This window comes from Sphingomonas aliaeris (assembly GCF_016743815.1).
Taxonomy (GTDB): Bacteria; Pseudomonadota; Alphaproteobacteria; order Sphingomonadales; family Sphingomonadaceae; genus Sphingomonas; species Sphingomonas aliaeris.
Map to the genome: position 1 here is coordinate 1350503 of NZ_CP061035.1, position 23285 is coordinate 1373787.

The following is a 23285-nucleotide window of genomic DNA, read 5'->3' on the forward strand; positions in this document are numbered from 1 at the left end:
CTCGAACGGCAATGCTGCACCTTCGAAACCGACTCAAAACGTCGGAAACTACCCCAAGCTACGCTTGAACGTCAGCAGCGGCACGACGTGCGAGTTGCGATCCCGATACTCGATCGATGAGGCGCTCGGATTGCGCCGGTCCGGCAGATAGAAGGTCCGCACCCGGCGACCGGCCCGGTTGGTCAGATTGTTGATGCTCAGGTTCACGGTTGTCCGCGCATCCGGCCGCCATTCGCCGAAAACGGTCACCTGCGGCACCTCCTGAAAATTGCGATCGGTCTCGTCCAGCCGGTAGAACGTCCCGGACGTTCCACCGCTCAGCCCGAACCCCCAGGCGAATTTCCGAAAATCCTGTCGAAAGTTGGCCTCGCCGACAAAGGCGGAATTGCCGGAAAAGGGTCGCGAGCGCAGTGTGTACGGATCGATCACCGACGTAGAAACATAGGACGCAAGCAGTGTCAGTCGCCCGCCCTTGATACCCAATTTGCCGAGCGGCGCGTCGATCCGGTTGCGGAATATGAAGACGTGGCCGTTGCCCAGATTGCCGGGCGCGTCGAACCCTTCCGGCGTAGGCACCCGGTCCTGCACCAGCGACACCTTGTTGTAGCCAAGTTCCAGCTTGTACAGTCCGTCGCCGAGCAGCTTCCGCTCGACAGTGAGCAGCGTTTCCCATGACCGCTGCGGCAGCAGATCGACATTGCCACCATTGACGCGGTTGTTCGACAATTCGGCCCCGCTGATGAAATCCTCGAACTGCAACTGCGCGACGGTTCGCTGCACGGACAACTGCGCGCGCCATTGCTGGTCGGGTCGCCAGTCGATGGTAACCTTGGGCTTCAGGAAGCTCAGCGATCGTTCCGCCTTCGCATCGCCCGTCACCGTGATGCGCGACATCTCCTGCGTCAGGCCCAGATCGATCCGCAGCTTCGAATTGATCGCGCGCCCGGCATTGATGAAGGCCTCGCCACGAACTTCTTTCACCACCGCATCGTCCACGGGCAACGCGATCGGCGTCGCTACCCCACTGCCATCGATTACCGACAGGTCGACCTTGCTGGTCAGCCGATTGATCACACCTTCCGCGCCGATATCCACGGACCAGCCGAATAGGTTCGGCCGGCTCCACACCGCGCGTGCCAGCGTCTCGGTCAGCCGGTCCTTCAACTGCTGCGTGAACCCACCGATCGTGGCGTCACCGACGCGGTTGTACGACGCATCCCGACTCAACCTGTCGCGCCGGGTCGTGAGCCCGATCAGCTTCAGCCCGCCCCCCGCCAGCGGACGCGTAACCTCGCCGCCGAACTCGTAACTGTCGTAATTCAGCCGCTGAGTCAGCGGATCGTTGCGCACCGGCCCCGCCAGTGGTGTCACGATGTTCGATTGCGTCAGCCGGAACCGATCGACGAACACGCGGGCGTTCAAATGCGCCGTCTTGTTCGCGCCATCGTTATGCTCCCACGATCCGGCAACCGCGATGTTTGGCTCGTCGGTCGTGTTCACCTTGCGGCGGAATTCCAGCAATCGGCCATCGGGCACGGAAACCACACGGTCCGTGCCTTCTTCCGTCGTCTGGCTATTCTCGACGGTGACCGACGCATTGAACGTGGACTTGCCGCGCTTGATCAACGCCGATGCGCTGCCCGCCGGACGGATCTTGCCCGTGAAGTCTCGCGATGCCGACGCCTCGACCGTTCCCGCCAGCCCGCCGCCCGCGATAAGGGTCAGGTTCAACACCTGCGACTTGCCGGTATAGTCCGCGCCGAACAGGTCGCCCGGCCCAACCTCGATCTTCGCCACCCGGCTAGCGGGGATGCGCGACAGCAATGTCTGCAGCGTCTCGCCCTTGGCGCTTGGCCGCTGCCCGTTGATGACGATGTTACCCGCCGTCTGCCCGAACCCGCGCACCGATGGATCGACCGATTCGATCACGAGATCCCGGCACGCGCTCCACCATCTGCAACGCCGTGGCGGGCGCGTACTTCGCGAAATATGCCGCGTCATAGCTTCGCCGGGCGTTGGTCGGACCGGGCAGGGCGGCATCTTGAGACGGCTGCTCGGCGACTACCGGCGCACCCGTGATCTGCGCCTCCGCCGGAGACGCCAGCGCCCCGATCGCACCGATCGTCAGGCCAAGCCCTCGACCGAACGTCGCCATCATCTCCTGCTGCATCACACCACCCAATCCAGACGACTACGCTTGTAGTCGTCATGGTGTGTTAAGCAAGTAATACGGGCTTGGCAAGCACTTTGTGGCTCGTTCCTGACCTCTGCAGCGCTAGAGCATCCAAGTGAAGTTCAGCGAGACATGCGCGGCCATCGGCTTTCCGTCCTTGCCGACCGCCGGCTTGTACCGCGAGTATTTTACGGCGAGCTTGCAGGCAGTCTCATCCAGAAGGGCATGCCCGCTGCTGCGCACCACCCTGCAATCCGTAACCCTGCCGTCAATGCCGACCCGCCAGATGATTGAGGTGGTACCTTGTGCACCGGCTTTCAGGGCTGCTATCGGGTAATCGTTGTCCCTAACCCAACTCGCCATGCCAAGTGCAAGCGGGCGTTGGGCCATAAGGCTACGCTCCGCAGGATCGATCTTCCAGCTTTGCAGGAGGTCGTCCGAACATTTCCGCAGCGCGTCTCGCGCCGCGGTCGTGCCTTTCAGTGCGACTTGAACGGTCTTCAGACCGGCGCCGCTCATTTTGAATTGGCCCGCCGAAAGCACGTCGTTGATGTCTTTCTCCGACAGCTCGAACATTGTCACTCGGGTGTCGGGCCGGTCCTTCGGACGCCATGACACGAAATCCGATGGCACGGATCGACCGTCGGGCAGGATATCTACCTTGCCGGTTCCCCGCATCGTAACGCCCCGCGCCTCGGAAGTGATCGTAACGACTTCCATCCGCTCGCCCATCGGGGATGGTCGGAACCCCAACAGCAACCGTTCGCGACCCGTTCCATAATTCCTGTTCAGCACGCACATATTGTCGGCGTATTCGACGAACCACGGTCCCGAGGGCTTCCAGGCTACGTCTTTGGAGGATTCGTTCGGCGTCGCCACCTGAAGGCCGGTGACCGCGATTGCGACGATAAGTGCGATGTTAGACATGTTCGGTACCCCGCGGCGATACACCTATCGCCAGGCGACAAACATGAAGGCTTGGACCGACCTTGTCCAATGCAGGCTCGCGTTGCTGCAATGGCCAGCATCATGATCCAACCTTGCCTTGCCCGCCCCCCGAACCCATCTGCACACATCGCCGCAAGCGCTTGCCCGATCCGAACAAATATGGAACACGACGCCCCATGCTGACTCACATATCCGTCCGCGGCGCGCGGGAACACAACCTCAAGGATGTCTCCGTGGACATTCCGCGCGACACGTTGACGGTGATCACCGGCCTGTCCGGATCGGGCAAATCCAGCCTCGCCTTCGACACCATCTATGCCGAGGGCCAGCGGCGCTACGTCGAGTCCCTGTCAGCCTATGCTCGCCAGTTCCTGGAACTGATGCAGAAGCCCGACGTCGATCATATCGAGGGCCTGTCGCCCGCCATCTCGATCGAACAGAAGACGACGTCGCGCAACCCGCGCTCGACCGTCGCGACCGTGACCGAAATCTACGACTACATGCGCCTGCTCTGGGCGCGCGTCGGCATTCCCTATTCGCCCGCCACCGGGGAGCCGATCGCCGCGCAGACCGTCAGCCAGATGGTCGATCGCGTCATGGCGCTGCCCGAGGGGACGCGGCTGTACCTGCTCGCCCCCGTCGTCCGCGCGCGCAAGGGCGAGTATAAGAAGGAGATGCTGGAGTGGCAGAAGGCCGGCTTCACCCGCGTCCGCATCGACGGCACGGTGCATGAGATCGACGAGGCCCCCGCGCTCGACAAGAAGTACAAGCACGATATCGAGGTCGTCGTCGATCGCCTCGTGGTGGGGGAGGGCGTCGCCACCCGCCTCGCCGAAAGCTTCGAGGCCGCGTTGAAGCTCGCCGAGGGGCTGGCCTATGTCGACCCCGCCGATCCCGTCGAACCGCACACGCCGAGCAGCGCGGTGCTGGGCGATCATGCGCCCCCGGCCGCATCGTCTTCAGCGAGAAATTCGCCTGCCCCGTCAGCGGCTTCACCATCGCCGAGATCGAGCCGCGCCTCTTCTCCTTCAATGCCCCGCAAGGCGCATGCCCGGCCTGTGACGGCCTTGGCGAGAAGATGCTGTTCGACGACGATCTGGTCGTCCCCAACCACGCGCTCAGCATCAAGAAGGGCGCCGTCTTCCCCTGGGCCAAGTCCAACCCGCCCAGCCCCTATTACATGCAGGTGCTGGGCAGCCTGGCGCGCGAATTCGGCTTCGGCCTCGAAACCCCCTGGGCTGACCTTTCCGCCGACATACAGGACATGATCCTGCACGGAACGCGCGGCAAACCCGTCACGCTCACCTTCGTCGACGGCAAGAAGTCGTACGACGTGAAGAAGCCGTTCGAAGGCGTCATCGGTAACCTCAACCGCCGCCTGATGCAGACCGAATCCGCCTGGATGCGCGAGGAACTGAGCAAGTACCAGTCGAGCGCCGCGTGCGAGGTATGCCACGGCGCCCGCCTCAAGCCCGAGGCGCTGGCGGTCAAGGTCGGCATGCGCGACATTTCCAGCGTCACCCGCCTGTCGGTGGTCGATGCGCTGACCTGGTTCCAGAACATCCCCGCCGAACTCGGCGACCAGCAGAATGCGATCGCCGAACGCATCCTGAAGGAGATCCTCGAACGCCTGGGCTTCCTCAACAATGTTGGGTTGGACTATCTCAACCTCGACCGCACCAGCGGCACGCTGTCCGGCGGCGAGAGCCAGCGCATCCGCCTCGCGTCGCAGATCGGATCAGGCCTGTCGGGCGTCCTCTACGTGCTCGACGAACCCAGCATCGGCCTGCACCAGCGTGATAACGACATGCTGCTCAAGACGCTGCGCCGCCTGCGCGATCTCGGCAACACCGTGCTTGTCGTGGAGCATGACGAGGATGCGATCCGCACCGCCGACTACGTCATCGACATGGGGCCGGGCGCGGGCGTCCACGGCGGGGAGATCGTCGCCAAGGGCACGCTGAAACAGGTCCTCAAGACCAAGGGCAGCATCACCGCGGATTACCTCAACGGCACGCGCGAGGTCGCCGTGCCCAAGACGCGCCGCAAGGGCAACGGCAAGAAGATCACCGTCCACAACGCCGTCGCCAACAACCTGCGCGGCGTCACGGCCAGCCTGCCGCTCGGCACCTTCACCTGCATCACCGGCGTGTCCGGGTCGGGCAAGTCCAGCTTCACGATCGACACGCTCTACGCCGCCGCCGCGCGCGAACTGAACGGCGCGCGCATCGTGCAGGGCAAGCACGACAAGATCACCGGGCTGCAATATCTCGACAAGGTGATCGACATCGATCAGTCGCCGATCGGCCGCACCCCGCGCAGCAACCCCGCCACCTATACCGGCGCTTTCACGCAGATCCGCGACTGGTTCGCCGGCCTGCCGGAAAGCGCCGCGCGCGGCTACAAGCCCGGCCGGTTCAGCTTCAACGTCAAGGGCGGCCGGTGCGAGGCGTGCCAGGGCGACGGCCTGCTCAAGATCGAGATGCACTTCCTCCCCGACGTCTACGTCACCTGCGACGTCTGCCACGGCGCACGCTACAATCGCGAGACGCTGGAGGTGAAGTTCAAGGGCAAGAGCATCGCCGACGTGCTCGACATGACGGTCGAGGACGCGGTCGAATTCTTCAAGGCCGTCCCCCCGATCCGCGACAAGATGGCGATGCTGGTCGAGGTGGGCCTGGGCTATGTAAAGGTCGGGCAACAGGCCACCACCCTGTCCGGCGGCGAGGCGCAACGCGTCAAACTCGCCAAGGAACTGTCCCGCCGCGCCACCGGCCAGACGCTCTACATCCTCGACGAACCCACGACCGGCCTGCATTTCGAGGATGTCCGCAAGCTGCTCGAAGTCCTCCACCAACTGGTCGAACAGGGCAACACCGTCGTGGTAATCGAACACAATCTGGATGTCATCAAGACCGCCGACTGGGTGCTGGACCTCGGCCCCGAAGGCGGCGTGAAGGGCGGCGAGATCGTCGCACAGGGCACGCCGGAGGATGTCGTGAAGGTGGAGGCGAGCTTTACTGGGCGGTATTTGAAGCCGCTGTTGGGGGCGGCATTAACCCGATCGCCCATAGCGACGTAAAAAAACTAACACTAGCACTTTGATCTCTGCCATTGATCAATTCAGATTACGAGGGAGACTCAAGTGGCGGTTTATGCACTCTGGAACAACAAAGGCGGCGTGGGTAAAAGCTACCTCACGTTCCAGATTGCGGCGGAATATGCCCGTACGCATCCTTCAGAAAACGTGCTTGTGATCGATCTGTGCCCACAGGCTAATTCCTCTAGCATGCTGCTTGGTGGGATTGAGGGTGGTGAAAGGGTGCTCAACGAGCTGGCTAGCGGGTCGCCAAAACGCACCATTGCTGGATACATCGCCGAGCGAATTCTGAGTCCGTATGTAAATCCAAATGTCGGATCGCAATATGCGCAAAGGGTTAGCGATTTCAACCAATGGATACCGAGCAATCTTCATCTCGTTGTTGGTGATGAAGAGCTTGAAGTCCTAGCGTCCCGAGTGCAGGGGGCAACTAATCCTGGGCCAGGCGAGGCTTGGCGAATTGTACACCTTTGGATATCGGATCTAATTGCGGACATTCGTCGATCTTGGAACGTTGAAAACAGTACTGTTTTTATTGATTGTAATCCAAGTTTCTCGATTTATACCGAATTAGCGATGTCGGCATCTGACCGACTTATTATACCATTTTCGGCAGATGGTTCTTCTAAGCGCGCTGTGAGGGCAGTTTTAGCGTTGCTATATGGAGTGCGTAGATTGGGTGCTGGGGGGCAGTCGGAATATTATCTCAATTCCCAAAGATTTAGAATGTCTGTGCCTGAAATATATAGTTATGTCGGTAACAGATTGACATCAGCGAATCTAAGTACCGCGAGTGCATTTCGCACTGTTGTAAACGAGATTGGTGCAGAAATTTATTCGGTATGGACTTCTAATCCATCTCTTTTTGCGGTCCATCCCTCAGGTGCGCCCGCCCCGAGATCGCGATTAGAATTTAAGCGGATGTTTCAAGCTGAGATTAGAGACGCCAATACGGCATCTGTAATGTCGGGTGCGTTGGGGATTCCAATTATGCGATTATTGTCGGGATCTAGAAATTTACTTGGAAGACAAATTACCGTTAATCAGACTCAGCTAGATGTGCAGAAGCCAAACATCAGAGACTTTGTCGCAACGATCGAGTAAAATATAATCACGGTTGATGTTTCGATCAAAGTTTGAACCAAATTCGAGAATTGAACGTGATTGTGGCTGTTAGACTTGAGATAGGGTCATCGTCGCATAATAGTTATTAAATTTTGATCGTAACGGTCGTTGGGGCTGATAAGCTCCCAATTTGCTGCGTAAAGGTTATCCGCGGGACTGTCCTCACGCTCGATCCGGGATATTTGGTTTGCCTCATGGCCCACGCTGGAGGCGGGACATATCAATTTTCCGGTCCGGACGAAAGGTGATCACCATGATCCGTCGTTCCATCCGAACACAGTCAGGCTCCCGTGGGGCTGACGGCGCTCGGTGTACAGCGTGATCTTGCGACCTTCGGTCCCAGTAATTGCGTGATGACGCTTCGGGTAGCCTGTCAGTTTACATGACCGTTTTCGGCAAAGGGGATGCTGGTTCCTGTAGGGCGTGAACTTACGTGACTTTTCCTGGCCCCACCCGGAACGCCCACGCTCCGCTGGTTGCCGATGAAACCCCAATCATCGGAGCACCCCAAGGGCCAAACACCGCCCCCAAGTCCACCACGACCCCCAAGCCCGCCACCCGCCGCGCTCCGCAGCGCAAGGTTAGCGCCAAGACAAATGCAAGCAACACCTGCAGCCGCGGTGCTGGCCCCCTCGGAACGTCCTGCGCTCGTTTATCGCGTAACAGGCCTGTCCTACACGTTCCGATCCGGCATATCTGATCCGTTTCCCTTCCAGACCGGATGCCTAACTTGCCAGACCATCCCGACCAAACCACCCACGCCGCCGCTTCGCCACCGGTCGTCGCAACGCCTAGCCAGCGCGCTCCGCGTGGTAGCGGCAGACGCGTTCTTCAACGGCAGGCCAATGTCGCGGCTCGTGTCGCCGTCCTCCCCATCCCGGCTTGGCATGCCTGACGAAACACTCTGTAGGGCGTGAACTTCTGTGAACTTCGTTATCCACCCAAGCCCCAAGGAACACCCCATAGCGTGTGAACTTCTATGAACTTCGGCACCCGCCAAGCCCCACGGAACACCCCGCATAGTGTGACCCTAGTGTGACTTTATACGCCCTGCGCCGGAACGCCCACGTTTCCCGCTGGTTACCGATGCAACCCCAATCATCGGAGCCCCCCAATGGCCACCACCGCCCCAAAATCCACCACACCCCGCAAACCCGCCAACCGCCGCGCCCCGCCGCGCAAGGCTAGCCCCAAGTCCACCAACAACCGCGCGCTGTCCGCCGGGGCGGCGGTGCTGGCGATCGGGGCGGGGATTGCCGGGTTCCTCGCACGCCGCCAGATCGCGGCCTGGGCCACGGATGGTGCGGCGAAGATTTCGAACGAGGTCTCCAGCCTCAAGACCAAAGCCGCCGCCAACGACACGGCGGAACATGCCACGCCCGATCTCGCCGCCGACAAGCCGCACCCGACCGAAAACGATCGCGCGCCGCTCGATTTCCGCCCCAACATGGACGCGCCGATGTCGGAGGCGGAGCGCGAGGCGTTGCGGCCCGCCACTGGTCCCGCACCCTCGCTCGTCGCCGAACAGGGCGAGATGAATTCGCAGACCGGCGCGTCTAACTGATCTCGCTCATCCGGTTACGCAACGAATTGCCCACCCCGTGCATTGGGCCTTCACTGCTAAACGGGCATCACTCAACAGGGAGACCTCTTATGCGCGCTCTGACCATCGGCGTCCTCGCCGTTTCCACTCTGCTGGCGGGCTGCAACGATTACGGCAGCGGCCGTCCGGGCTATGCCAGCGACTATAGCCGCTACGATTATAACAGCCCCGATCCCGCGTACGGCGGCTACGATGCGGGCCGCTATTACCGCGAGGACAACCGCCGCTATCGCGAGCGTCGCCTGTCGTCGAACGACCGGGTCTATCGCGGCAATGACGGCCGCTATTACTGCCGCCGCAACGACGGCACGACCGGCCTGATCGTCGGTGGCGTGGCCGGTGGCGCGCTGGGCGCGGCGATCGCTCCGGGTGGCTCGGGCCTGCTCGGCGCGCTGATCGGCGGCGCCGCGGGTGCGCTCGGCGGCAAGGCGATCGACAAGGGCAATAACGACACGCGTTGCCGTTAAGAAGGGGACGGGCCGTTAAGGTTCTGACCAGACTCTAAGTCTCTGAAGGGAAGGGCGGTACCCCCGGTGGGTGCCGCCCTTTCTTTGTCTGCCTGGGGCCGGCCCGCCCGCGACCAATCGGCGGCTGGCAAGCCTCGCGAAACTTGCTAGAGGCTGGGGCCTGTATGGCCCAACCCGACTCCCCCAATTTCGAAGTCCGTATTCGCCGGGAGGAGGAAGCGTCTTTCCTGACCCGCCTGTGGCGGCGCTGGTGGGTGAAGGGGATCGCGATCCTGATCGGCCTCGGGCTGCTCGGTGTGCTGCTGATCTGGCTGCTGTTCGCGCGCGATCTCCCCTCGGTCGACAAATTGCGCGCCTACGAACCGCCGCTGCCGACCAACGTCCGCGGCATCGACGGCACGCCCATCTATTCCTACGCCCGCGAACGCCGCGTCGAGTTGAGCTATGCCGAATATCCGAAGCTGGTCGTGCAGGCGTTCCTCGCGGCGGAGGACAAGACGTTCTTCGAACATCACGGCGTCGATTATCCCGGCATCGTCGGCGCGGCGATCAACAACTTCCGCAGTGGCAAGCGCCCCGCCGGTGCCTCGACCATCACGCAGCAGGTCGCGAAGAACCTGCTGATCGGCAACGCGCCCAGCTATAGCCGCAAGCTGAAGGAGGCGATCCTCGCCTACCGGATCGAGGATACGCTGACCAAGCCGCAGATCCTGGAGCTGTACCTCAACCAGATCGCGCTGGGTCGCAACGCGTTCGGCGTGGAGGCGGCGAGCTACGCCTATTTCGGCAAGGAACTGAGCCAGCTGGATCTCGCGCAGATCGCCTATCTCGCCATCCTGCCCAAGGGGCCGTCCAATTACGATCCGATCCGCCACACCGAACGCGCGCTCACCCGCCGGTCCTATGTGCTGCGGGAGATGGTCAAGAACAACTTCATCACGCAGGCGCAGTTCGCCGAAGCCAATGCCCAGCCGCTCGGCACCGTCCCGCGCCAGACGCCCAAGGCCGAGGTTGCCGGTTCGGGCTATTTCGTCGAGGAAGTGCGCCGCCAGCTGATCGACAAGTTCGGCGAGAATTCCGACGACGGCCGCAACCCGTTCAGCGTCTATGGCGGCGGCCTGTGGGTGCGCACCTCGTTCGACGCGAAGCAGCAGGAATATGCGCAGGAAGCATTGCAGGACGGCCTGCTCCGCTTCGACCGCGGCCGCGGCTGGTCCGGCCCGATCCGTCATGTCGAGATCGACAGCGAGAATTGGCAGTCGGCGATGCTCAACACGAATATCGGGCTCGATTATCGCGACTGGCGCGCGGCGATCGTCATCTCGCGCGATGGCGGCGCGGCACGGATCGGCTTCTCCAACGGCCAGACCGGCGATCTGCCGCGCTGGGGCGCGCAGATGCCGGTCCGCGGCAAGGGCGGCAATGCGTTCAATGCGCTGAAGGCCGGCGACATCATCGCCGTCGCACCCGAGGGGTCGGGGTTCGCGCTGCGCGCCATCCCGAAGATCTCCGGCGGCTTCGTCGTCGAGGAACCGGCCACCGGTCGCGTGCTCGCGATGCAGGGCGGGTTCGACAGTCGCATCCAGAGCTTCAACCGCGCCACCCAGGCGCAGCGCCAGCCCGGCTCCACGATCAAGCCGATCGTCTACGCCGCCGCACTCGCCGGTGGCATGACGCCTGCGTCCAGCATCGTCGACGGCCCGTTCTGCGTCTATCAGGGCGCGCGGCTCGGGCAGAAGTGCTTCCGCAACTTCGGCGGCGGCGGCTCCGGCGCGCACACGATGCGCTGGGGCGTCGAACAGTCGCGCAATCTGATGACGGTCCGCGCCGCCAGCCAGACCGGCATGGACAAGGTCGTGTCGCTGATGGACCAGATCGGCGTCGGCAAATACGCGCCCTATCTGTCCTTCGCGCTCGGCGCCGGTGAGACGACCGTGTCGCGCATGGTCAACGCCTATGCCATCCTCGCCAATCAGGGGCGCGCGCATCCCTATACGTTGATCGACTTCGTGCAGGATCGCCACGGCAAGGTCGTCTGGCCGGCCAACTGGCGCGCCTGCGACAATTGCAATGCGGCCGACTGGAACGGCAAGGCGATGCCGCGCCCGGTGATCCGCGGCAAGCAGGTGCTCGACGCGATCAGCGCCTATCAGATGGTGCACATTGCGGAAGGCGTGATCCAGCGCGGCACCGCGACCGTCCTGCGCGATCTCGACCGCCCGATGTTCGGCAAGACCGGCACCAATACCGGCCCGACCGACGTCTGGTTCATCGGCGGCACGCCGCAGATGGTGGCGGGCGTCTATATCGGATACGATACGCCCCGGTCGCTCGGCGGCTATGCGCAGGGCGGGACGATCGCCGCGCCGATCTTCAAGCAATGGGCGATCAAGGCCTATGAGGGGATGGACAAGCTGCCCTTCCGCGCGCCGCCCGGCGTCCGCATGGTGCGCATTGATCGTCAAAGCGGGAAGCCCGTTTTCGGTGCCTGGCCCACGTCCGATCCGAAGGCCGCGGTGATCTGGGAAGCGTTCAAGCCGGAAAGCGAACCGCGTCGCGCAATCCGCCGTCCGGGCGTGCTGGCCGATCCTGCCGCCGCCGTCGCCGCTGCCAAGGCGCGCGAGGAAAAGGCCGCCGCCGCCCGCATCGAACAACGCCGCGACAGCGATTTCTTGCAGAGAGAGGGCGGAATCTACTAGCGCCTCCCATTAAGCGACGCGCACCGGCATCGGCCGGCACCGGCGCGACTAAACAGCGTCCGGCACCGGCGCGACAAAACAGCGCGGCACATGCCGCAAAAGGCCCCGGCCCATGCCGGGATGGATACTGGAGAATACCCATGCGCGCCGAAGCGCAGGCACATGTCGATACGATCAACGAGGCGCTGGCGCTGCTGCGTCGCTTCCTCGATTGGGACCGCGCGCTCCGCCGCCTGGACGAACTCAACGCCCGCGTCGAGGATCAGGCTCTGTGGAGCGATCCGAAGGCCGCGCAGGAAGTGATGCGCGAACGCCGTCGCCTGGACGAGGCGATCACCGCGACCCGCGCGATCCAGAGCGAGCTTAGCGATACGGTCGAGCTGATCGAGATGGCGGAGGCCGAAGGCGATACCGAGATGGAGGCGGACGGCGTCGCCGCGCTCGCCGAACTTGCCTCGCGTGCCGACAAGGACAAGGTCAAGGCGCTGCTCGCGGGCGAGGCCGACGGCAACGACACCTATGTCGAGATCAACGCCGGTGCTGGCGGCACGGAAAGCCAGGACTGGGCCGGAATGCTGAGCCGCATGTATCAGCGCTGGGGCGAACGCCACGGCCTGAAGGTCGAACTGGTCGATCAGCATTCGGGCGAGCAGGCCGGGATTAAATCGGCCACGTTGCTGCTGAAGGGCGAGAACGCGTACGGCTATGCCAAGACCGAAAGCGGCGTGCACCGCCTCGTTCGCATCAGCCCGTATGACAGCGCGGCGCGTCGTCACACGTCGTTCGCGTCCGTCTGGGTCTATCCCGTGGTCGATGAGAATATCGAGGTCGACTATAACGAAAGCGACCTGCGCATCGACACGTATCGCGCGTCGGGCGCCGGCGGTCAGCACATCAACACCACCGATTCCGCGGTGCGCATCACGCACATCCCGACCGGTATCGTCGTGCAGTGCCAGAACCAGCGGTCGCAGCACAAGAACAAGGCGGAAGCGTATAATCAGTTGCGCGCGCGCCTGTACGAACGTGAACTCGCGATCCGTGAACAGGCCGCCAATGCCGAAAACGCCTCCAAGACGGATATCGGCTGGGGGCATCAGATCCGCAGCTACGTCCTGCAACCGTATCAGATGGTGAAGGACCTGCGCACCGGCGTCACGTCCACCGCACCGTCGGACGTGCTCGACGGCGATCTGGATGCGTTTATGGCCGCGGCCCTTTCGCAGCGGGTGACGGGCGAAGCCGTAGAGATCGAGGACGTGGATTGATCGTGCGGCGGCTCGCGGCCTTCGGGATGACGGCTACGCTGGCGCTGCTCGCGGCGTGCGAGGCGGCGCCGGTCATCAAGCCCGTCAAGGACAAGGTCGGCCCGTTCCCGGCCGCCGATCGGCCCGTCGCCCATATCGTGTCGTCGCGCTGGTCGACCGAGGAGGCGCGCGATCGCCTCAACGAAGCGGGGCAGGTGATGGCGAAATCCGGCATCACCAAGGGCATGACCGTGGCGGATATCGGCGCCGGCGAGGGCTATTACACGATCCGCCTGGCGCAGCGTGTCGGCAAGGACGGTCGCGTCCTGGCGGAGGATATCGTCGCCAGTGTTCGCGATACGCTTGCCGAACGCGTCGCCCGTGAGCGGCTCGATAATGTCAGTGTGCGCCTGGGCGAACCGTCCAACCCGAAACTGCCGGACAACAGTTTCGACCGCATCTTCATGGTCCACATGTATCATGAGATCGAGCAGCCCTACGAATTCCTGTGGCGCATGCGTCCCTCGCTCCGTCCCGGCGGGCTAGTCGTCGTGGTCGATGCCGATCGCCGCACGCAGGATCACGGCACGCCGCCCGAATTGCTGAAATGCGAATTCGCTGCGGTCGGTTATGCGCTGGTCGATACCACGAACATGCCATCCGCCGGCGGCTACATGGCCACGTTCCGCGTCGAAGGGCAGCGCCCCGATCCCCGCTCGATCCGGCCCTGCAAGCTCGTCGCGACCTGACGCCGCGGCGGTGGTGTGCCGACAACGCTAACGCCACCATCACCGCGACGGGCACCCCCCGGTCCTTCCGATTGTCGAAGGGCGGGAAGAAGGGACAGGCGCTTCGACAAGCTCAGCACGAACGGGCGTAAGACGCTCATGCGCTCGCTCCGACGACGAGTCACCGTGTCATCGCGGGTCCCGACACAACGCTCCTTTCGCGGCGTCTTTCTTTGCCGTCGCCCCTCCCCGTTCGTCCTGAGCTTGTCGAAGGGCGGGCCGGGCAACCCTTCGACAGCCATCTCGCGCGCCCGAAACCGACCGACGCCACCTACAACAAACCCATCGCGCGAAAGCTGAACGATCCCTGCGCGGCCAGCACGATGTGATCCATCAGCGTAATGTCCACCATGCCCAGCGCGCGCGCCACCCGGCGCGTGACTGCGCGGTCGGCGGTGCTAGGGGTCGGGTCGCCGCCCGGATGATTATGCGCCATCACGACGCTCGCCGCATCCATCCCTAGCGCGTCGCGCAGGATCAGGCGCACCGGAACCTCGGCGGCCGCCTCATCACCCGGCAACGCATGCCGCATGCCCAACAACCTCCGATCCGGATCAAGATAGGCCAGGGCGACCATCTCATACGACAGTGCGGCGATCGTCGCGAACAGCGCGCGGGCGCTTTCGGCATCGCGCACGTGGCGGATTTGCGTCGAAATGATGTGCGCGCTGGCCACGACTCAAGGCTGGGCGACGCCGGTGTCGCGGGTAAAGCGCAGCCCGGTCCATTGCTGCGCTAACCTCTGCCGGCAATCCCCGGATTGCGTCGGCATCCGGCCGATGCCAAAGCCGTGGAATGCGGACTCAGGAATTCCAGTATCTCGATCTGGTTGCGGATGTACTCGACCGCGGCGATGAGCGGATCGATCGCACCGGGGTCGGTACGCGGTCCCTGTTTGGGGCGATGACCCGCTTCGATCTGTCGAAAGGGCAGGTGCCGATCCTGACCACGAAGCGAGTCTACTGGAAACCGGCGGTCAAGGAGATGCTGTGGTTCCTGACCGGCGACACCAATATCCAGTCGCTCCTTCGTGAGGACGTCCGCATCTGGAGCGATTGGCCGCTTGCGACCTATCGGCGGGAGACGGGCGAGCAGATTGATCAGCTCACGTTCGAACAGCGCATCGTGGAAGACGACGCTTTTGCGGCGCGGTGGGGCGATCTCGGCCCCGTTTACGGCAAGCAATGGCGCCGCTGGCTCGGGTCCGACGGCAGCGAACATGACCAGATTGCTACGCTCGTCGATACGCTGAAAACCAATCCGGCAAGCCGCCGCATGCTATTCCACGGCTGGAACGTCGCGGAACTCGGTCAGATGGCGCTGCCGCCCTGCCATATGGTCTACCAGTATCACGTAACGTCGGACGGCCGCCTGAATTGCCTGCTCTTCCAGCGATCCGTGGACCTGCTGCTCGGCGCCCCGTTCAACTTCGTCGGCGCGACCGCGCTGCAACTGATGCTCGCTCAGCAAGCGGGCTTGACCCCCGGCGAACTCGTCTGGGTTGCCGGCGACGCGCATCTGTACCTCAATCATCTGGATCAGGCGCGCGAACAGCTATCGCGCGAACCGCGTGCCTTCCCGACGATGCGCCTGATCAGGCACGCCGACAGCATCGACGATTATCGCATCGGCGATTTCGTGGTGGAGGGATACGACCCGCATCCCGCGATCAAGGCGGACGTCGCCGTCTGATATCGAAGCGTCCGTTGCGGCGGCCGCTCGCGCCTCTTCGACCGCAGACGGACGAATATTGACACGCCGTTCCGATCGTGGCTGATTATCGCCATGGGGACCGCGATCTCCCCACGAGGCGTCAGCCGAAGAATCGCGTCCAGCCCGATATGCCAAGGACGCGCCATGCCTGCTCTGAACGCCATCACGCCCGATAAACTCGCCCGCCTTCTGGCCGCGCCCGATGCGCCGCGCATCCTCGATCTGCGTGGTGAAAGCGAGACGGCGATCCCCGCATCGCGCTTCGCTGCCTCGGGTCTACCGGCGGGATGGGCAACGCACCCCGACCGGTCGATCGTGGTCGTCGATCACGACGGCGGGGCGCAGGCGGTCGCGACCGCTGCGATCCTGCGCAGTGACGGGCGCGCCGCGGAGATACTGGTCGGCGGCTTTTCCGGCTGGACGGCGGCTGGGCTCCCGACGATGTCGCTGGAGCATCTACCGGCACGGCATGACGATGGCCGAACGTGGTGGGTAACGCGGGCGCGGCCCAAGGTCGATCGGATCGCCTGTCCGTGGCTGATCCGCCGCTTCGTCGATCCCGACGCGCGCTTCCTGTTCGTCCCGCCGGGCGAGGTGCTGGCGGTCGCGCGGCAACGGGATGCCGAACCGTTCGACATTGCCGACGACGGCGTGTTCTGGAGCCATCGTGGCGATCTTTGCACGTTCGACGTCATGGTCGATGCGTTCGGCCTGGCAACGCATGAGCCGCTGGTCCGCCTTGCTGCAATCGTGCGCGGGGCGGACACGGACCGGCTGGACGTCGCGCCCGAAGCGGCCGGCCTGTTGGCGATCTCGCTCGGCCTGTCGCGATTGCATGGCGACGATCATGCCCAGCTCGACGCCGGCATGGCGATCTATGATGCGCTGTACCGATGGTGCCGCGATGCGCAGGGCGAAACGCACAACTGGACCTCGCATCAGCCGCCGCGCGCAAAGGTGTCCGCATGACCGCCGCGACGATCGCACCGGCCGTCGCTGCTTCGCGGCCCGAACCGGTCACGCTCGGCCAGGCTTTCTGGGTGTGGTTGCGCATCGCTTTGCTGTCGTTCGGCGGGCCGGCCGGACAGATCGCCGTGATGCACCGGATCCTGGTCGATGAGAAACGCTGGATCGGCGAACAGCGATTCCTGCACGCGCTCAACTATTGCATGCTCTTGCCCGGCCCCGAGGCGCAGCAACTCGCCACCTATATCGGCTGGCTGATCCATCGAACCAGGGGCGGCATCGTCGCCGGCGTGCTGTTCATCGTTCCCGGCGTGGTTTCGATCATGGCGCTCAGTTGGGTGTACGTGCTGTATGGCCGCGTCGGCATCGTCTCCGCATTGTTCTTCGGCCTTAAAGCCGCCGTGCTCGCGATCGTGCTGCAGGCGGTAGTGCGGATCGGCGGCCGCGCGCTCACCACCACGCCCGCACGACTGCTTGCGGCGGCGGCGTTCGTCCTCATCTTCTTCCTCGGCGCGCCTTTCCCGTTGATCGTCCTTGGTGCCGGCCTGATCGGCTGGTGGTCGGGTCGCATGGGATATGCGGCCTTTCGCGGCGGTGGACATGGCGGAGCAAAGGGCGGGGGCGTCGCCGATACCGACACGCTGCTGGGCGAGGACCTGCCGGCACATGCCCGGCCCGGCTGGCGAGAGACAGTGCGGACCGCGCTGGTCTGGCTCGCCTTGTGGCTTGTGCCGGTCGCCGCCCTGCTGATCGCGCTCGGTCCCGACCATGTCTTCAGCCGCATCGCGACCTTCTTCTCTACGATGGCGATGGTGACGTTCGGGGGTGCATATGCGGTGCTTGCATATGTCGCTCAGCAAGCGGTCGAGCAGTACGGATGGCTCGCCCCGCGTGAGATGCTTGACGGTCTCGGCATGGCGGAAACGACGCCCGGGCCGCTGATCATGGTGCTACAATTCGTCGGCTTTCTCGGTGCTTACCGCGACCCCGGCGGCATGTCCCCCTTGCTCGCCGCCACTCTCGGCGGCCTGCTCGCAACCTGGGTCACCTTCACACCCTGCTTCCTTTGGATCTTCCTTGGCGCCCCCATAATCGAACGCCTCCGCAATAACTTAGCTGTCGCCGCTACGCTTTCCGCAATCACGGCGGCGGTCGTCGGCGTCGTGCTCAACCTCGCGGTCTGGTTCGCGCTCCACACGCTGTTTCGCCAGACCAGCGCGCTGGCGATCGGGCCGATCCGCTTCGACGCGCCGGTCCTGTCCACTATCGATCCGTGGGCGGGGATACTGGCGTTCGGAGCGGTGATCGCGGTGTTCGTCCTGCGCGCGAACGTTATCGTGACGTTGCTCGGCGCATCGGCAGCAGGCGCGATATTGTATTTCGCCGGCGCGCTCGGCTGAACGAGGGAAATCCGGCCAACGGCCTTCGTCCTACCGTTTCGGTGCCGCCTCGAGCAAGGTCCTGGCCGCGTCCTTGCAGGCACTGGCGATCCCCGGGTCCGCCGTCGCCTGCGCCAACACGATCGATCCGTTTACCAGCGTCAGGACCTGCAACACCGCTTTCTCCGGTTCGGCCAAACTTAACGGAGCGATCACCCCGGCGACGAGCGCGTGCAACTTTTCGAAATACGTCGCGATCGTCGCTTTCACGTCCGGAGAATCCGCCTCGGGGCCGAACTCGGCAAGCCCTTTTACGAAGGGACAGCCGCGAAACGGTGGCGTCCGGAACGGCCCGTCCAGGGCATCGAAAATGGCCTCGACCCTCGCGATGGGCGAAAGACCGGGCTGGTCCGCCGCGGCGGCAAGCATACCCAGCCAGCCGACCGTCTTATGTCGCAGATAATCGGCGACCAGCTGCGCTTTCGATGGAAAGTATTTGTAGAACGTCATCTTCGCGACGCCGCTTTCGGCGATGATCCGGTCGATGCCGATCGTGTGGACGCTGTACCGATAGAACAGGTCGGACGCGGTCCTCAGTATGCGCTCGCGGGCCGGCAGCGTCGCGAGCGGCGGGGCCTCCAAATCGATCAAGTCCTGCATGTCGCGCTGTCTACTCCGCATCGCTCGGGTGACGCAACGCACGCCGCCCGAGCCTTCCGACGATTGCTATTGCAAGAGTAGACAGGTCTGTCTACTCCGTCGTCATTCTTCAACGAATGAACGGAAAGTCCACATGAGCAACAAAGTGGTGGTCGTAACCGGCGCGAGCAGCGGCTTCGGAAAGCTTACGGTGCTGGAACTCGCACGACGCGGACATACCGTCGTGGCGACGATGCGGGATGCCGACGGACGGAACAGCGCGATTTGCGACGAGTTGCTCGACACCGCGAAGGCGGACGGCAATCCGTTGCATGTGCTGGAAATGGACGTCGCGGACGACGCGTCGGTACAGTCGGCCATCAATGCCGTCATCGCGCAGCACGGTCGGATCGATGTATTGGTCAACAATGCCGGTTTGATGCCGATCGGCGTGACGGAAGCGTATACGGTCGCGGACGTCGAACGCCTGTTCGCGGTCAACGTATTCGGCGCCGTCCGTACAGATCGCGCCGTCCTGCCCTACATGCGCGCCGCGGGCAGCGGGTTGCTGGTGCAGGTGACGTCGCTGATGGGGCGCTTCACGGTCCCGTTCTTCGGTGTCTATGCGGCCAGCAAGTTCGCGCTGGAGGCGCTAGCTGAAACCTACCGCTACGAACTGCGTAGCTTCGGCATCGACTCCGTGATCGTCGAGCCGGGTCCGTTCCCGAGCAACCTGATCTCGTCCAGCCCGCAGCCATCGGATGCAAAAGTGCTCGAAGCCTATGGCGACGTGGCCGCCGTCCCCGGGCAGATTCGCGAACATTCGGACCAGCAGTTCGATCCCGCTAACCCGCCGCGCCCGCAACTGGTTGCCGACGCGATTGCCACGTTGGTCGATGCGACGGATCGCCGGCCGCTGCGCACCGTAGTGATGCCGGATGGAATGGACTTCGGCGTGGAGCAGATCAACGCCGCCGTCGCGCCGATCCAGAATGGCGTTCTCACCGCCATGGGCATGGAAGCGATGATCTGAACCTGCGGCGGTCCGGCGGGGGACCTGCTCCCGCCGGGCCGCAACTTGCGATCTACGCCCCTTTGCCACTGCCACGCTTCCTGGCCCCTGCGAAACGAAAGCGAGATCGCAATAGGAACCGTGCGACATCACTCGCGGTTGACCGCCCGAACCGTTACGGAAGGGCAATCATGGACATCACCCAACTCATCCTGGACGAACACGCCCAGCAGCGCAGCCTGTTCGCGCAGATCGACAGCATCGATCCAAAAAATGTCGAGGCGCTCACCGCCATCTGGGGTCGCCTGAAGAACCTGCTGGATTCGCATGCGGAGGCGGAGGAACGCTTCTTCTACCCGCGTCTGATGAAGATCGGCACGGGCGGAAACGACGCGCCTTCCGCGGCGGAAGAAACCGAGGACGCGATCGAGGATCATAACGACATCCGCGATACCGGCGAGGCGGTACAGAAGCACCCGGTCGGGTCGCCGGAATGGTTCGCAGCGGTCGGCGAATGCAACAAGGCGAACAGCGATCATATGGCCGAGGAGGAACGTCAGGGCCTGACCGACTTCCGCCAGCACGCGACGCTGGAGGAACGCCATGAGCTGGCCGTGCAGTTCGCGACGTTCGAGGCGCAGCATCTGAACGGCGTCAAGGTCGTCGACAAGGACCCCGACGATTATGTGAAGAAGCACGCCGCCTGATCGACGGAAGGCTCGCCTTCGTCCGGCGCCCGGGGCATGAAGCGGTATGATAACCTTCATCCTTGCCCGTGCCGAAAACGGTGTGATCGGTCGTGACGGAAAGCTGCCCTGGCACCTCCCGGCCGACTTGAAACGCTTCAAGGCGCTGACCGCCGGCAAGCCGATGATCATGGGCCGCAAGACGTTCGACAGCTTCCCGGCGCCGCTGCCCGGACGGCGGCATATCGTGCTCACGCGCGATTCCGACTGGTCGGCTCCGGGCGCGGAGCCGGCGCAGTCCGTCGAAGAGGCGCTGGAACTGGCAGGGAGGGGGGATGTCAGCGTGATTGGCGGCGCGGAAGTCTATGCGCTGTTCCTCGATCGTGCGGATCGTATCGAAGTGACGGAGGTACATGCGACGCCCGAGGGCGATGCGCTGGTCCCCGCGTTCGAAGGCTGGCACGAAGTCGTACGGCAGGATATGCCCGCCGAAGGAGATCGGCCCGCTTACAGCTTCGTAACGCTGGGGCGCGGCTGACACACGGGGGAATGCATGCGGAAGTGGCTGTACGGTATCGTGGCGCTAGTCGTCGTTGCGCTCGCTGCGTTCCTGATCTTTGCACCCGGTATTGCCGAGCGATCGATGAACAAGGTCGTGCCTGTGGCGCTGAAGATCACCCCGGCGGCACGGCAGGTGCATCTCGGCCTCGACATTGCCGACATGCATGCCGACACGCTGCTGTGGAAGCGCGACCTGCTGGAACGATCGACGCGAGGACAGGTCGATCTGCCGCGGCTGCAGGACGGCAATGTCGCGCTCCAGATATTCTCCTCGGTCACCAAGACGCCCAAGGGGCAGAATTACGACTCGAATTCCGCCGACACGGATAACATCACCACCCTCGCAATCGCCGATCTCCAGCCGATCCGTACCTGGAATTCCTTGCTCCAGCGATCCCTGTGGCATGCGACCAAGCTCGATCGCTTCGCCGCCGCCTCGAACGGTGCATTGCGTGTAATCCGTTCGCCCGGCGACCTCGACACATTGCTCGCCGAACGCGCAAAAGGGGCCAAGATCACCGGCGGTATGCTGTCGATCGAGGGCTTGCAGGATATCGAGGGCAACCTCGCCAATCTCGATACGCTGTACAAGGCCGGGTTCCGCATGGCCGGCATGGCGCATTTCTTCGACAACGAAGTTGCGGGATCGATGCATGGCGAGCGCAAGGGCGGGCTGACCCCGCTCGGTCGACAGGTGATCGCCCGGATGGAGAAGATCGGGATGATCGTCGATATCGCGCATTCCAGCCACGAAACAGTCGCCGAGATCCTGAAGATCGCAACGCGTCCCGTCGTCGCCAGCCACGGCGGCGTGCAGGCGACGTGCAAGGTCAACCGCAACCTGACCGACGACGAGATCCGCGGTGTCGCGGCGACCGGCGGAGTCGTCGGTATCGGCTATTGGGACGGCGCGGTCTGTGGCACGTCGCCTGCGAAGATCGCCGATGCGATCGCGCATGCCCGCAATGTTGGCGGGATCGATCATGTCGGTCTGGGGTCCGATTTCGACGGCGCGGTGACGACGGGGTGTGATACGAGCAAGCTGGCCGCGGTGACGCAGGCGTTGATGGACCGTGGTTTTGCGCGCGGCGACATTGCGAAGGTGATGGGCGGCAACGTGCTGCGCGTGATCCGCGCCGGGATCGCGCCCCGGCCCTGACTGAGCACGGTACCCGGTACGGAGAGTCTGGCGCGCCGCAATCCGCCACCCTATAGCGCGACTATGCAGCGGCTGGACGGCAGCGCGGCGGTCCCTTCGCATTTCGCAGGCGGCATCGTCGCGCTCGGCAATTTCGACGGATTTCATCTTGGCCATCAGGCGGTGGTCGGTCGTGCCGTGGACCGTGCGCGGGCCGAGGGTCGCCCGGCGATCGTCGCGACGTTCGATCCGCATCCCGTGCGCTATTTCCGCCCCGATACCCCGCCGTTCCGCCTGACCACGCTCGACCAGCGGCAGGAACTGTTCGCGGCGGCCGGCGCGGATGCGATGGTCGTGTTCGGGTTCGACGCCGCCTTTGCCGAACTGACCGCCGAACAGTTCGTCACCGATCGGCTGATCGCCTGCCTGGATGTCGGCGGCGTGGTGACGGGAGAGGACTTCACCTTCGGCAAGGGCAAGCAGGGCAATGTCCAAACGCTTGCCGAATTCGGTGCAGACTTCGGCTTCTCCGCGGAAACGGTCGGCGCCGTGACCTTGGACGGGACCGCTGTGTCCTCGACATTGGTCCGGCAGGCGCTCGTCGCCGGCAACCCGCGCGAGGCGGCGCGTCTGTTGACCCGCCCCTTCGCGATTCGCGGACCGGTGCAGCATGGCGACAAGCTGGGCCGCACGATCGGATACCCGACCGCCAACGTCGACATGGGCAAGTACCTTCGCCCCGCTTACGGCATCTATGCGGTCCGCGGGCGGCTGCCCGACGGACGCGTGGTGAATGGCGCGGCCAATCTCGGCATTCGCCCGACCTTCGACCCGCCCAAGGAATTGCTCGAACCGTATTTCTTCGACTTTGCGGAGGATCTGTACGGGCAGGAGATCGAGGTCGAGTTGATCGAATTCCTGCGGCCGGAGGCGAAGTTCGATACGCTGGACGCGCTGACCTCCCAGATGGATGCCGATTGCGACCGCGCGCGCGCGATCCTGACGGACGGCGCCGCGTAAGACGGCGTTTCCGGACCGTTA

Annotated in this window: 19 protein-coding genes and 1 pseudogene; 15 read left to right on the plus strand and 5 right to left on the minus strand. The window is 63.7% G+C overall.

Features of this window, described 5'->3' with window-relative positions:
- Positions 1-48: 48 nt before the first annotated feature.
- From H5J25_RS06330 to H5J25_RS06340, 3 genes are all read right to left on the minus strand, one after another.
- Positions 49-1929 (minus strand): TonB-dependent receptor domain-containing protein, encoded by a 1881-nt coding sequence (locus tag H5J25_RS06330; protein WP_202095211.1) that lies wholly within the window; start codon positions 1927-1929, stop codon positions 49-51.
- Positions 1877-2170, minus strand: coding sequence for a hypothetical protein (locus H5J25_RS06335; RefSeq protein ID WP_202095212.1), 294 nt, complete (start codon positions 2168-2170; stop codon positions 1877-1879). Before H5J25_RS06335 ends, H5J25_RS06330 begins: the two co-directional genes overlap by 53 nt.
- Before the next feature lie 105 nt (positions 2171-2275).
- Positions 2276-3052, minus strand: coding sequence for an energy transducer TonB (locus tag H5J25_RS06340; protein ID WP_202095213.1), 777 nt, complete (start codon positions 3050-3052; stop codon positions 2276-2278).
- A 245-nt stretch (positions 3053-3297) separates the two neighbouring features.
- Here H5J25_RS06340 and uvrA point away from each other — a divergent pair.
- From uvrA to H5J25_RS06375, 7 genes and pseudogenes are all read left to right on the plus strand, one after another.
- Positions 3298-6203: pseudogene (uvrA, locus tag H5J25_RS06345) on the plus strand (excinuclease ABC subunit UvrA).
- Between the two features lie 63 nt (positions 6204-6266).
- On the plus strand, positions 6267-7325 hold the full coding sequence (locus H5J25_RS06350; protein WP_202095214.1) for a ParA family protein: 1059 nt from the start codon (positions 6267-6269) through the stop codon (positions 7323-7325).
- Between the two features lie 1135 nt (positions 7326-8460).
- On the plus strand, positions 8461-8910 hold the full coding sequence (locus H5J25_RS06355) for a hypothetical protein (RefSeq protein ID WP_225883392.1): 450 nt from the start codon (positions 8461-8463) through the stop codon (positions 8908-8910).
- An 89-nt stretch (positions 8911-8999) separates the two neighbouring features.
- On the plus strand, positions 9000-9416 hold the full coding sequence (locus tag H5J25_RS06360; protein ID WP_202095215.1) for a hypothetical protein: 417 nt from the start codon (positions 9000-9002) through the stop codon (positions 9414-9416).
- A 164-nt stretch (positions 9417-9580) separates the two neighbouring features.
- Positions 9581-12115 carry a penicillin-binding protein 1A gene (locus H5J25_RS06365; protein WP_202095216.1) on the plus strand — a complete coding sequence of 845 codons (2535 nt, stop codon included), beginning with the start codon at positions 9581-9583 and terminating at the stop codon, positions 12113-12115.
- A gap of 140 nt (positions 12116-12255) precedes the next feature.
- A complete protein-coding gene (prfB, locus tag H5J25_RS06370) occupies positions 12256-13383 on the plus strand; it encodes a peptide chain release factor 2 (protein WP_202095217.1) in 1128 nt (375 codons plus the stop codon).
- Positions 13384-13409: 26 nt separating this feature from the next.
- Positions 13410-14111: a class I SAM-dependent methyltransferase gene (locus H5J25_RS06375; RefSeq protein WP_202096067.1), complete on the plus strand. Its 702-nt coding sequence runs from the start codon at positions 13410-13412 to the stop codon at positions 14109-14111.
- A 310-nt stretch (positions 14112-14421) separates the two neighbouring features.
- On the opposite strand, the gene H5J25_RS06380 is transcribed toward H5J25_RS06375, so the two are convergent.
- Complete coding sequence (locus tag H5J25_RS06380; protein ID WP_225883393.1) at positions 14422-14787, minus strand: JAB domain-containing protein; 366 nt, start codon at positions 14785-14787, stop codon at positions 14422-14424.
- Positions 14788-14945: 158 nt separating this feature from the next.
- On the opposite strand from H5J25_RS06380, the gene thyA reads away from it, so the two are divergent.
- The 3 genes from thyA (at position 14946) to chrA (ending at position 18229) form a co-directional block, all read left to right on the plus strand.
- Positions 14946-15842, plus strand: coding sequence for a thymidylate synthase (gene thyA, locus H5J25_RS06385; RefSeq protein WP_202095218.1), 897 nt, complete (start codon positions 14946-14948; stop codon positions 15840-15842).
- A 165-nt stretch (positions 15843-16007) separates the two neighbouring features.
- Entirely contained in the window at positions 16008-16832 is an 825-nt protein-coding gene (locus H5J25_RS06390) for a chromate resistance protein ChrB domain-containing protein (RefSeq protein WP_202095219.1), read from the plus strand.
- Positions 16829-18229, plus strand: a complete 1401-nt coding sequence (gene chrA, locus H5J25_RS06395; protein ID WP_202095220.1) for a chromate efflux transporter — start codon at positions 16829-16831, stop codon at positions 18227-18229. Before H5J25_RS06390 ends, chrA begins: the two co-directional genes overlap by 4 nt.
- Positions 18230-18259: 30 nt before the next feature.
- On the opposite strand, the gene H5J25_RS06400 is transcribed toward chrA, so the two are convergent.
- Positions 18260-18910 (minus strand): TetR/AcrR family transcriptional regulator, encoded by a 651-nt coding sequence (locus H5J25_RS06400; protein ID WP_202095221.1) that lies wholly within the window; start codon positions 18908-18910, stop codon positions 18260-18262.
- On the opposite strand from H5J25_RS06400, the gene H5J25_RS06405 reads away from it, so the two are divergent.
- The 5 genes from H5J25_RS06405 to H5J25_RS06425 all read left to right on the plus strand — a co-directional run bounded on the left by H5J25_RS06405 (position 18897) and on the right by H5J25_RS06425 (position 23264).
- Positions 18897-19880, plus strand: coding sequence for an SDR family oxidoreductase (locus H5J25_RS06405; protein ID WP_202095222.1), 984 nt, complete (start codon positions 18897-18899; stop codon positions 19878-19880). The two genes, H5J25_RS06400 and H5J25_RS06405, sit on opposite strands and share 14 nt — an antisense overlap.
- A gap of 170 nt (positions 19881-20050) precedes the next feature.
- Complete coding sequence (locus H5J25_RS06410; protein WP_202095223.1) at positions 20051-20566, plus strand: hemerythrin domain-containing protein; 516 nt, start codon at positions 20051-20053, stop codon at positions 20564-20566.
- A gap of 46 nt (positions 20567-20612) precedes the next feature.
- Positions 20613-21083 (plus strand): dihydrofolate reductase, encoded by a 471-nt coding sequence (locus H5J25_RS06415; RefSeq protein ID WP_202095224.1) that lies wholly within the window; start codon positions 20613-20615, stop codon positions 21081-21083.
- 15 nt (positions 21084-21098) lie between these two features.
- Positions 21099-22265, plus strand: a complete 1167-nt coding sequence (locus H5J25_RS06420) for a dipeptidase (protein ID WP_202095225.1) — start codon at positions 21099-21101, stop codon at positions 22263-22265.
- A gap of 63 nt (positions 22266-22328) precedes the next feature.
- A complete protein-coding gene (locus H5J25_RS06425) occupies positions 22329-23264 on the plus strand; it encodes a bifunctional riboflavin kinase/FAD synthetase (protein WP_202095226.1) in 936 nt (311 codons plus the stop codon).
- Positions 23265-23285: the final 21 nt, after the last annotated feature.